Origin of the sequence: Streptomyces murinus (genome assembly GCF_002154555.1) — a bacterium.
Classification (GTDB): domain Bacteria; phylum Actinomycetota; class Actinomycetes; order Streptomycetales; family Streptomycetaceae; genus Streptomyces; species Streptomyces murinus.
On the sequence record NZ_MUNF01000216.1, the window covers coordinates 1 to 10834 of the forward strand.

Genomic DNA, 10834 nt, shown 5'->3' on the forward strand with positions numbered 1-10834 from the left:
CCTATCTGGTCGGCTTCGCGGTCATGGTCCCCTTCTTCTCCGTCGGCACCCTGTACGCGGGCCCCGCCGCGAAGCCGACCAGATAGGAGATGATCCCGTGCCAGCCCCAACGGCCGTAGATGCCCCGGGGGTTGAAGATCTCGGCGACCGCGTAGTGGCCCCGGCGCACCACGTAGTAGTCCATGAGGTTGACCGCGGTCCACGGGATGAACAGATAGAGGACCAGCAGCAGGAAGTCGTTGAAGTCGGCGAGGAAGTGCGCGGTGGCGGCGAGCGCGCCGATCACGGAGAGCGCGGCGGTGAGGGCGAGGGTGAGCAGCCGCACGGAGAGCGTCGGCCGTACCCGTCGTACCGAGTCGATGGCGCTGATGAGGGTCAGCGAACCGCCGTACATGTTGAGCGCGGTGACGGAGATCAGACCGAGGGCGGCGAAGAGCAGCACGATCGCGCCGAAGCCGTCGAAGACCTTGTCACCGGCGGCGTCGATCGAGGTGATGGTCTCGAAGTGCGCGCCCGCCCAGGCCGCGAGCAGGGTGCCGAGGACCATCATCCAGATGCCGCCGAGCGCGGAGCCGAAGTAGGTCCAGTAGAAGGTCTTGCGGACGGTCACGTCCGGCGGCAGGTAGCGGGAGTAGTCCGAGACGTAGATGGCCCAGCTGATCTGGTAGCCGGCGACCACGCCGAACTGGGCGAGGAACGGCGTCCACTTGAAGGCGCCGAGGTCGAAGGAGCCGGCCGGGTAGTGCAGGGTGAGCAGGATGCCGACGGTGAAGATCCCGAAGACGACCAGGAAGACGTAGGTCAGGATCCGTTCGGCCTTGTGGATGATGTCGTAGCCCACCAGGGCGATGACGAGCGCGACCACGGTGACCGCGAGGACCCATGGCTTCACCCCGCCGTGCAGCGTGGTGTGCAGGGCGTCGGCGGCGAGGATGCTGTTGAAGACGTTGAACCCGGCGTACTGCACATAGGCGAAGAGCCACACCAGGAGCGCGCCGACATAGCCGAACTGCGGCCGCGACTGGATCATCTGCGGCAGGCCCAGCTGGGGTCCCTGGGCGGAGTGGAAGGCCATGAAGAAGGTGCCGAGGACGGTGCCGGCGACGATGGCCAGCAGCGACCAGATGAGGTTGCCGCCGCCGGTGATGCTGATCAGCCCCACGGCCAGGGTGGCGATCTGGGCGTTGGACATGAACCACAGGGGCCCCAGGTGCCACAGCTTGCCGTGCCGCTCGTTCAGCGGGACGTAGTCGATGGACCGGACCTCGATCCCGGCCGCCCTGCCCTGCGCCGACCCGCTCATGCCGCCTCCCGAGCCCGTTGCGTCACTCGGATCACATGGTGCACCGGCGCGGGCCCGGTGACGAGAGCGCGGACGACGACACCCCGGGCGATCACCGCGGGCCCCTACGGCGCCGGAGAGGCACCGGAGATATGACGGTCCGAGGGGCCCTCCGGCTCAGTTTTTCCGTGGACGGAAAACCCGGACGAGACAAGAAACGGCGATTTTGCGACAGGTAGGGGCATCGCCGACCATGGCGAGGTCCCGGCGATCCCGGGACGTCGGCTTGATGAGAGGCGCACCACCCATGCACGTCACCGGAACCGCTCCCCTGCCGGCTCCGGCCCCCTCGGAGAGCCTTGCGGCGCCCGCCGGGGACCCCCAGGGCACACCCGGCAGCCGGCACGCGCGCCGGTTCGGGCTGCCCGTGGCCACCGCGCTGGTCATGGGCAACATCATCGGTGGCGGCATCTTCCTGCTGCCCGCCTCCATCGCCCCCTACGGCACGGTCAGCCTGGTCGCCTTCGGGGTGCTGACGATCGGCGCCATCGCCCTCGCGCTGACCTTCGGCAAGCTCGCCGCCCGCGATCCCCGCACCGGCGGCCCGTACGTCTACGCCCGCGGGGCGTTCGGCGACTTCGCGGGCTTCCTCGCGGCCTGGTCGTACTGGATCACCACCTGGGTGTCGAACGCCGCGCTCGCCGTGGCCGCCGTCGGCTATCTGGACGTGCTGATCCCGGTGAGCGGACACCGCTGGACCGCGTGTCTGGCCGCGCTGGCGATCCAGTGGCTGCCCGCGCTCGCCAACTTCGCCGGCACCCGTTATGTGGGCGCCGTGCAGCTGGTCTCCACGGTGCTGAAGTTCGTGCCGCTGCTGCTCGTGGCGGTCGGCGGGCTGTTCTTCTTCGACCCCTCCCGGCTCGGCCCGTTCAACTCCAGCGGCCACGGCGCGATCGGCGCGGTCTCCGCCTCCGCCGCGCTGCTGCTCTTCTCCTACCTCGGGGTGGAGTCCGCCGCGGTCAGCGCCGGTGAGGTCAAAAACGCCCGGCGCAATGTGGGCCGCGCCACCGTGATCGGCACCGCGGGCGCCGCGCTGGTGTACCTGCTGGGCACGCTGTCCGTGTTCGGCACGGTCGCGCACCACCGGCTGGTCAACTCCACCGCGCCCTTCTCGGACGCCGTGAACGCGATGTTCGGCGGCAGCTGGGGCGGCTGGGCGGTGGCGCTCGCCGCGCTGGTGTCGATGATCGGCTGCCTGAACGGCTGGACCCTGCTCAGCGCCCAGACCCCGTACGCCGCCGCCCGCGACGGGCTCTTCCCGGCCGCCTTCACCCGGCGCCGCCGGGGCGTGCCGACGGTCGGCGTCGCCGTCACCGTGGTGCTGGCGTCCCTGCTCACCGCCTACAACTACCTCTCCGGCTCCGGCAAGGTCTTCGAGGTCCTGGTCCTCGTCACCACCTTCACCGCGACCGTCCCCTATCTGCTGGCCACCGCCGCCCAGCTCTTCCACCTCGTCTCCGGCCGCGCCGACTCGGTGGACCGGGGGCGGCTGGTCCGGGACGCGGTGGTCACCTCGGTCGCCGCCGCCTTCTCGATCTGGCTGATGGCGGGCGCCGGCTACGCGGCGGTGTACCAGGGCGCGCTGTTCCTCTTCGCCGGTGTCCTCGTCTACGCGGTGATGACGGCGCGCCGGGCCCGTGGGACGGCGGCCGAGCCGGCCACCGCAGCGGCGCCGGGCACCGACTAGCACGGCCGATCGGACCGGGTCGTACGACCGCCGCCCCGCTCCCCTCGCGGGGTGCGGGGCGGCTTGTCGTCCCGGGTGGCGTGGACCGTCAGCCGTCGTGGTGTGCGGAGCTCTCCGTGGTCACGGTGACAGTGGCCCTGGCGGGCGCGCTCGCGACCTGGTGACCGCTCGGGTCGTTGGCTGTCGCGGTCGCCGTGTTGGTGACGGTGCAGACCTCGCAGTCCCCCTTGCCGTCGCCGTATCCCTTGGCAGCCTTGTGGCAGTCCTGGAGATCGGCTCGGGCGAGGGTGTGGCTGCCGTGGCAGGTCGTGCTCTCACCCGGTGCGAGGGTGGTGGCGTCGCAGGTGACGTGGGCGATGTGGTCGTCGTGGACCGTCACGTCGTGCAGGGTGGTGCCGCCGGTGTCGGTGACCGTGTACGCGTACTCGACCGTGTCGCCGACCTGGAACGGGCCGGACGAGACGACCCGCTTGGCCAGGGTCAGTGCGGCGGCCTGCCGCTGCTGGACGGTGATGGTGGCGGTGACCTGCTCGCTGGCGACTTCCTGGCCGGCCGGTTCAAATGCCGTGGCCTGTGCCAGGTTGGTGAGTGCGCAGCCGCCTACGGCGGGCTCGCACGGGGTGATGTCGGCCTCGGAGATCACATGGCTGCCGTGGCAGGTGGTGATCGCACCGGGGGCGAGACCGGTCGCATCGCAGGTGACGCCGGTTGCCTGGTCGTCCGTGACGGTCACCTCGTGCAGAGCGGTGTTGCCGGTGTTGGTGACCGTGTACGCGTACTCGACCGTGTCGCCGACCTGGAACGGGCCGGGCGACGCCACCCGCTTGGTCAGGCCGAGGGACGGGTGCGGTGCCTCCTCGACGACCACGAAGACCGGCTCGGAGACCGAGGGCGGGCAGCTGCCGTCACCCTGGTAGTGGGCGGTGATCCGGTGGGCACCCAGAGCGAGGTCCGTGGTGGTGAGGGTGGCGGTGCCGTCGGGGTCGAGGGTGGCGGTGCCGATGGCGGTGTCGTCGTCGTAGAGGACGACGTCACCGGTGGGGGTACCGGCGGTGCAGGTCACGTGCGCGCTCAGGGTGACCGGTTGCCCGGGGGCGGCCGTGGTCGGCTCGGCGGTCAGCGTGGTCGTGCTCTCCGCGGCCTCGGTGGCGAGGACGGCGAGGGAGTGGTAGTTGCCGGCGCCGACAGCTGTGGCGGCGGCGCCTTCGGGCAGTTCCACCGGGACCGGCTCGGTGCGGTCGGTGGTGGTGCCGTCGCCGACCTGGCCGTAGCGGTTGTACCCCCAGGCCAGGACCTGGCCGGTGGAGGTCAGGGCGACCGTGTGGTCGTCGCCGCCCGTGATCGCCGTGACCTCGGTGCCGGCCGGCAGATGGACCGGGACCGGCTCCGTACGGCGGGTGGTCGTACCGTCGCCCAGCTGGCCGTAGGTGTTGTCGCCCCAGGCCAGGACCTGGCCGGTGGACGTCAGCGCGAAGCTCTGGAACCCGTGGGCCCCGGCGACCGCGGTGACGACGACGCCGGCGGCCAGGTGCACCAGGACCGGCACACTGCTGTTCGTGGTGGTGCCGTTGCCCAGCTGGCCCCGGCCGTTGTAGCCCCAGGCCAGCACCTCGCCGGTGGAGGTCAGCGCGAGGCTGTGGTCGTCGGCGCCGGCGATCGAGGTGACCGTGGTGCCCGCGGGCACATGGACCGGCACCGGCACGTTGCGGTTGACGGTGGTGCCGTCGCCCAGCTGCCCGAAGTCGTTGTCGCCCCAGGCCAGCACCTCACCGGTGGAGGTCAGCGAGGGCATGGCCGGCTCCACTGGAGATCGCCGTGACCGTGGTGCCCGCGGGCAGGTGCACCGCCACCGGCACATCGCTCTCACCGCCGGTCACTCCGTTGCCCAGCTGGCCCCACTCGTTGTAACCCCATGCCAGCACCTGGCCGTTCGAGGTGAGCGCGAGCACGTAGTCGTCGCCGGCCGCGATGGCCGTGACCGTGGTGCCCGCGGGCAGGTGGACCTGGAGGGGCGTCGTACGGTCGGTGAAGGTGCCGTCACCCAGCTGTCCGACGTCGTTCTGACCCCATGCCAGGACCTGGCCCGTGGAGGTCAGCGCCACCGAGAAGCCGTACCCGCCGGCCACCGCGGTGGCCGTGGTGCCCGCGGGCAGATCGGCCTGGACCGGCACCGTGCTGCCCGGTTGGGTGCTGGGCGACGTGGTCCCGTTGCCCAGCTGCCCGAACTGGTTGCGCCCCCATGTCCACACGTCACCACCGCTCGGGGCCGCGGCGGCGGGTGTCACGCCGGACGAGGAGACCGCCAGCACGAACGCCGCCATCAACGCGACGACACACCATGGGGCGGACCGCAGCACGCGCCACAGCCGCGGGGGCGCGTCCGGACGGCGGCCCATGAAAGTGGATTTCACTACTGCCCTTTCTGGGGTGGTGGGGGATGACGCCAAATCCACGCCACCCTTCTCGCAATCAGGATTTAGCAGACATAAACCTGAAATCACTGAATTGCTGGGCAGTAACTCACCATTAGGACGTCTATGCCCTCAGATGGACGAGGTCAGTTCCCCCGGTCGCGGCCCCTGCGGAACCGGTCCAGGCCCTCGGACAGCTCGATCATCGGGTCGGGATAGTCCAGCGCGGCCCGCTCCGCGCCGGGCAGCTTCCACGGCTCGTGTACGAAGCGGTCGGCGAGGCCCGCGAGTTCGGGTACCCAGCGGCGTACATAGCCGCCGTCGGGGTCGTAACGCCTGGCCTGGGCGATGGGGTTGAGGACCCGGTTGGGGCGGGTGTCCGTGCCGGTTCCGGCGACCCACTGCCAGTTGAGCTGGTTGTTGGCGATGTCGCCGTCGACCAGCCAGTACAGGAAGTGCTCGGCGCCGATCCGCCAGTCGACGTAGAGCGTCTTGGCCAGGAAGGACGCGGTCAGCAGCCGGGCCCGGTTGTGCATCCAGCCCTCGTGGCGCAGCTGCCGCATCGCCGCGTCGATCACCGGATAGCCGGTACGGCCCTCCCGCCATGCCTCGACGTCGGCGCGCGCGGCCCGCCCCGTACGCCAGCGGTCCCCCTTGGTGCGGTAGTCGGCGCGGGCGACCGACGGGCGGGCGGCGAGCACCTGGCGGTGGAAATCGCGCCAGGCGAGCTGACGTACCAGCGCCTCGGCGCCCGGACCGCCGTGGCGGCGGGCCCGCTGGACCAGTTCCACCGGGGACAGGGTGCCGAAGTGCAGATGCGCGGAGAGCCGGGAGGTGGCGTCGGCGGCCAGGTCGTCGCGGGTGTCGTCGTAGGCGTCCAGACCCGTGCGCCAGTAGGCGCTCACCCGCTTGCGGCTCTCGCTCTCGCCCCCGGCCGGCAGGGCGGGCGAGACACCGGTGACGTCCTCGCGGGCGGGCAGCCGTTCGCCCTGCACCCCGTCCGGTACGGGCACCCGGCGCGGGGCGTCCAGCGGCGCACGCAGCCCGGCCTGGGCCCAGCGGCGGTGGTACGGCGTGAAGACCGCGAAGTGGTCGGAACCGGCCGGGGTCACCTCGCCCGGGGGCACGGCCACGGTCACCGCGTCGTGCACGAGCAGCCGCCGCCCGTCGGCCGCCAGCGCCCGCCGCAGCAGGTCCTCCCGGCGGGTGGCGAAGGCGCTGTGCGCGGCGGCCAGGTGCACCTCGTCGGCGTCCGCCTCCGCCGCCACGCCGCACACTTGCGCCACCAGGTCGCCGGAGCGCACCACGAGCCGTCCGCCGCGCTCGCGCAGGGACGCGTCCAGATCGGCCAGGCAGTCGGCGAGGAAGGCGGTGCGGTTCGGGGTGGCGAACCCGGCCGCCTCGACGGCGCGGTCGCGGACGAACAGCGGCACGACCTCGTCGGCGGCGGCCAGCGCGGCGCGCAGCGGCGGATGGTCGTGCAGCCGCAGGTCGGAGGTGAACAGGACGACCGAGACGGACATGACGGACATGACGGACATGGCGGTCAGCCTATTCGGGGCGGTCGGGGGCGGTGCGGTCTCCCGGCGGCGCGGCGGGACCGGATGTGGGTTCGGGTGAAGCGGGTCCGGGTCCGGACACCGGTGCTCATCTCGCTTCGTCCCGGGTGCGGGCGGCGGCGCGCACGATGTTGCGGGCCATGCCGCCGAAGACGACCGCGTGGAAGGGCGAGACGCTCCACCAGTACAGATGGCCGAGCAGCCCCCGGGGATGGAACAGCGCCCGCTGCCGGTACCGGACCCCGCCGTCGCCGTCGTCCACCCGCATCTCCAGCCAGGCCAGGCCCGGCAGCCGCATCTCGGCGCGCAGCCGCAGCAGCCGGCCGCGTTCGATCTCCTCCACCCGCCAGAAGTCCAGCGAGTCGCCCACCCGCAGCCGCCGCGCGTCCCGGCGGCCCCGACGCAGGCCCACCCCGCCGACGAGCCGGTCGAGCCAGCCCCGTACCGCCCAGGCCAGCGGGAAGGAGTACCAGCCGTTCTCCCCGCCGATGCCCTCCACCACCCGCCACAGCGCCTCGGGCGGTACGTCCGCCGCGCGCTCGCGCACATCCGTGTACAGGCTGCCGCCCGCCCAGTCCGGGTCGGTGGGCAGCGGATCGCTCGGGGCACCAGGTGCGGCGGCGGAGGACCAGCGGGTGACGACCTGGGCCTCACGGACCCGCTGGAGCGCCAGGGCGAGCGCCCGGTCCAGGCCGAGGGGGTGGCCGGGCGGGCTCGGCACGTACCGTTCGATGTCGTTCTCATGGCAGACGACCTCGTGCCGCAGCGACTCCGTCAGCGGGCGCGCGATGGCGGTCGGCACCGGGGTCACCAGCCCGACCCAGTAGCTGGACAGGCCCGGCGTGAGCCCCGGCACGCGCACGATCACCCGCTTGGGTAGCCCGGCGGCAGCGGCGTACCGCTGCATCATGTCCAGGTAGGTGAGCACCTCGGGACCGCCGGCGTCGAAGGCGCGGCTGACGTCCTGGGGCAGCCGCGCGCAGCCCACCAGGAGGCGCAGCACATCCCGTACGGCGATGGGCTGGATCCGGGTGTGCACCCAGCGCGGGGTGACCATCACGGGCAGCCGTTCGGTGAGGTAGCGCAGCATCTCGAAGCTCGCGGAGCCGGAGCCGATGATGACGGCGGCGCGCAGCACGGCGGTCGGCACGCCCGAGTCGAGCAGGATGCGGCCGACCTCGGCCCGGGAGCGCAGATGCGGCGACAGCTCGCGCTCGGGCACTCCGGCCGGGGTCAGCCCGCCGAGGTACACCAGGCGTTTCACTCCGGCCCGGCGGGCCTGCTCGCCGAAGACCTGGGCCGCCCGCCGGTCGGTGCGCTCGAAGTCGCGGCCGGTGCCGAGGGCGTGCACCAGGTAGTAGGCCACGTCCATGCCGTCCATCGCCCGTGCCACCGAGTCCGCGTCCGTGACATCGCCCCGGACGATCTCCACCCGGCCGGCCCAGGGGTGGTCGCGCAGCTTGTGCGGGGTGCGGACCAGACAGCGCACCCGGTATCCGGCGTCCAGCAGTTCCGGCACGAGCCGGCCGCCGATGTACCCGCTGGCGCCGGTGACCAGACAGGCGGGTGAGCCGTCCTCGTGCGCGTCGTCGTGCGCGTCCTCGTGCGCGTCGTCGGCCACTGTCTCGTCCGCCACGGATCCGCCCCGTCCACGCTCGTGTCCCGGTGCGTCGGATCGCGCTCCCGGCTGACTCCAGGGTGGCGGCCGTATGGGGGGACGCGCCTGGGGCGTGGGCCGATCGGGTGACGTGGCCGACCGGGTGACGTCACGGAGGTCTCGGGCGGGACCTCAGGGACGATGTACGAACGTCGCGGGCGGCCCCCTCGGTCACTCGGGTTACTCGGGTCACTCGGGTCACTCGCTGGGTTGCAGCGGGCTCTCCTCCGTCACGCCCAGCCGTGCCTGCTCCTCCTCGACGATCCGGCGGGCCAGCTCGGTGTCCGACACGTCGACCGCGTCCGGGGTCGCCTCGGCCACGGCGCTGCGGCGCGCGTAGGCGTCGAACAGGCGGGTCTTGGCGGCGAGCATCTTCACCAGGCGTTCGTCCACGCCTCCGGTGGCGAGCAGCCGGTACACCCGTACCGGTCTGACCTGCCCCATGCGATGGGCGCGGCCCACCGCCTGGTGTTCGATGGTCGGCTTGATCTGGGGTTCGCAGATGATGACGACGGACGCGGCCTGCATGTTGAGGCCGACCCCGGCCGCCTGGATCTGTGCCAGGAGCACCGCGGGGCCGGACGCGGCGGCGAAGTCGTCCACGAGCTGCTGGCGCCGCGCGGCCGGGACGCTTCCGGTGAGCGGCCCGAACAGGGCGGTGTCCGGGGCGAGTTCGTCCCGTACCACGCCCAGTACGTCCTTGAAGTTGGAGAAGACGACGGTCTTCTGCCCGTTCTCCCCGGCCTCCCGGACGATCTCGCGGAGCCGGTCCAGCTTGGCCGATCCCTTCGGGCGCGCATAGGCGGCCCGGCGCATCGCCATGAAGTTGCCGGCGCGTACGGCCTCCCGGTACGCCTCCTCGTCCGACGCGCTGAGCTGCTCCCACTCGTCGGACTGCTGGAGGCTGGGCAGTTCGGTCAGTACGTCCACCTGGTTGCGCCGCAGGTACACCGGGGCGACGGCCTTGCGGAAGGCGACCGAACCGGCCGGCGCGTCCCCTTCTCCCAGGGAGTCCGCTATCCCGGGGTGCAGCATCCCGACCAGGTTGCGGAACTCGACGACCCTGTTCTCCATGGGAGTTCCGGTCATGAACAGGGCGCGCTCACAGTGCTCCGCCCATCCGGCCACCGCCTGGGACCGCTTGGCCTTCGGGTTCTTCACACAGTGCGCCTCGTCCACGACGAGCAGTCCGACCTCGCCGCCGCCCGGCTCCGGGAATCCGCGCAGCGCGTCGAACGTGGTCACCGCGACCCCGCCCCGCCCCTTCCAGTCGGCGAACGCCTCGTGCCGGTCGGGCCCGTGCAGCACCGTGACGCGCAGGGTGCTGCGGGCCTCGATCTCCCGGGTCCAGTTGACGAGGACGCTCGCCGGGCAGACGACCATGAAGTGGCTCTGCCCCTCGGCCGCGAGGTGTGCCAGTACGGCGATCGCCTGGATGGTCTTCCCGAGGCCCATCTCGTCGCCGAGGATCACCTTGCGCTGCGCGAGGACGAAGCGCGCGCCGAACGCCTGGTAGCCGCGCAGGGAGACCCGCCGATGCTCCTCGGCGAGCCGCTGGGTGCGAACCCGCTCGGCGACCTCGTCCGGCAGGAAGCCCTCGGCGGCGGCCGCGTCCGGCTGCCGGCCGGAGATCTCGGCGAGCAGGCCGTAGTACTCGGCGGAGCGCAGCTCGAAGTCCACCCAGGCCGCGATGTCGGACGAGGTGCCGCGCAGCAGGTCCACCGAGGTCTGGGCCAGCGACTCGGGCAGGGCGGCGGCTTCCGCCTCGGCGGTGAGGGAGCGGATCTCGGCGAGCGCGGTCAGGGCGCGGGCCCGCTTCTCCCGTCCGGCCAGCAGCATCCTGAACCGTCCGGCGGCGGGCTTCGCCTCGGTCAGCAGCGGGCCGAGGCGCTTGGCGAGGGCGACGGCCTCGTCCACGGTGCGCCGGGCGGCCGGAACCGGCGACCACCGCCCTCGTCGAAGCCCTGCACGTCCTGGTGGAAGCGGGTCCGGCCGCCCGGCGCACCGTGGACGAGGCCGTCGCCCTCGCCAAGCGCCTCGGCCCGCTGCTGACCGAGGCGAAGCCCGCCGCCGGACGGTTCAGGATGCTGCTGGCCGGACGGGAGAAGCGGGCCCGCGCCCTGACCGCGCTCGCCGAGATCCGCTCCCTCACCGCCGAGGCGGAAGCCGCCGCCCTGC

At 72.3% G+C, this 10834-nt stretch carries 7 protein-coding genes and 1 pseudogene; 2 read left to right on the plus strand and 6 right to left on the minus strand.

Features of this window, described 5'->3' with window-relative positions; all coding sequences use genetic code 11:
* Position 1 precedes the first annotated feature (1 nt).
* Positions 2 to 1303, minus strand: a complete 1302-nt coding sequence (locus CCN72_RS15025) for a purine-cytosine permease family protein (protein WP_086807962.1) — start codon at positions 1301 to 1303, stop codon at positions 2 to 4.
* A gap of 286 nt (positions 1304 to 1589) precedes the next feature.
* Between CCN72_RS15025 and CCN72_RS15030 the strand changes: the two genes are divergently transcribed.
* The gene (locus CCN72_RS15030; protein WP_086807963.1) at positions 1590 to 3029 is read left to right on the plus strand and encodes an amino acid permease; all 1440 of its coding nucleotides are present in this window, start codon (positions 1590 to 1592) and stop codon (positions 3027 to 3029) included.
* Positions 3030 to 3117: 88 nt separating this feature from the next.
* On the opposite strand, the gene CCN72_RS15035 is transcribed toward CCN72_RS15030, so the two are convergent.
* The 5 genes from CCN72_RS15035 to CCN72_RS15055 all read right to left on the minus strand — a co-directional run bounded on the left by CCN72_RS15035 (position 3118) and on the right by CCN72_RS15055 (position 10573).
* Positions 3118 to 4821, minus strand: coding sequence for an RCC1 domain-containing protein (locus CCN72_RS15035; RefSeq protein WP_158101355.1), 1704 nt, complete (start codon positions 4819 to 4821; stop codon positions 3118 to 3120).
* Entirely contained in the window at positions 4796 to 5425 is a 630-nt protein-coding gene (locus CCN72_RS15040) for an RCC1 domain-containing protein (protein WP_086807965.1), read from the minus strand. Before CCN72_RS15040 ends, CCN72_RS15035 begins: the two co-directional genes overlap by 26 nt.
* 161 nt (positions 5426 to 5586) lie before the next feature.
* A complete protein-coding gene (locus CCN72_RS15045) occupies positions 5587 to 6963 on the minus strand; it encodes a cryptochrome/photolyase family protein (protein ID WP_086807967.1) in 1377 nt (458 codons plus the stop codon).
* Between the two features lie 124 nt (positions 6964 to 7087).
* Positions 7088 to 8620, minus strand: a complete 1533-nt coding sequence (locus CCN72_RS15050) for an SDR family oxidoreductase (RefSeq protein WP_086807966.1) — start codon at positions 8618 to 8620, stop codon at positions 7088 to 7090.
* A gap of 234 nt (positions 8621 to 8854) precedes the next feature.
* Positions 8855 to 10573 carry a DEAD/DEAH box helicase gene (locus CCN72_RS15055; protein WP_341868879.1) on the minus strand — a complete coding sequence of 573 codons (1719 nt, stop codon included), beginning with the start codon at positions 10571 to 10573 and terminating at the stop codon, positions 8855 to 8857.
* An 11-nt stretch (positions 10574 to 10584) separates the two neighbouring features.
* On the opposite strand from CCN72_RS15055, the pseudogene CCN72_RS15060 reads away from it, so the two are divergent.
* Positions 10585 to 10834 (plus strand): annotated as a pseudogene (locus tag CCN72_RS15060) (ATP-dependent helicase); the annotation flags it as partial.

What these genes read in the sequence shown, in the direction of transcription:
- CCN72_RS15025 (WP_086807962.1), bottom strand. Translation starts at nt 1,303, where the DNA reads ATGAGCGGGTCGGCGCAGGGCAGGGCGGCCGGGATCGAGGTCCGGTCC.
- CCN72_RS15045 (WP_086807967.1), bottom strand. Translation starts at nt 6,963, where the DNA reads ATGTCCGTCTCGGTCGTCCTGTTCACCTCCGACCTGCGGCTGCACGAC.
- CCN72_RS15035 (WP_158101355.1), bottom strand. Translation starts at nt 4,821, where the DNA reads ATGCCCTCGCTGACCTCCACCGGTGAGGTGCTGGCCTGGGGCGACAAC.
- CCN72_RS15030 (WP_086807963.1), top strand. Translation starts at nt 1,590, where the DNA reads ATGCACGTCACCGGAACCGCTCCCCTGCCGGCTCCGGCCCCCTCGGAG.
- CCN72_RS15040 (WP_086807965.1), bottom strand. Translation starts at nt 5,425, where the DNA reads ATGGGCCGCCGTCCGGACGCGCCCCCGCGGCTGTGGCGCGTGCTGCGG.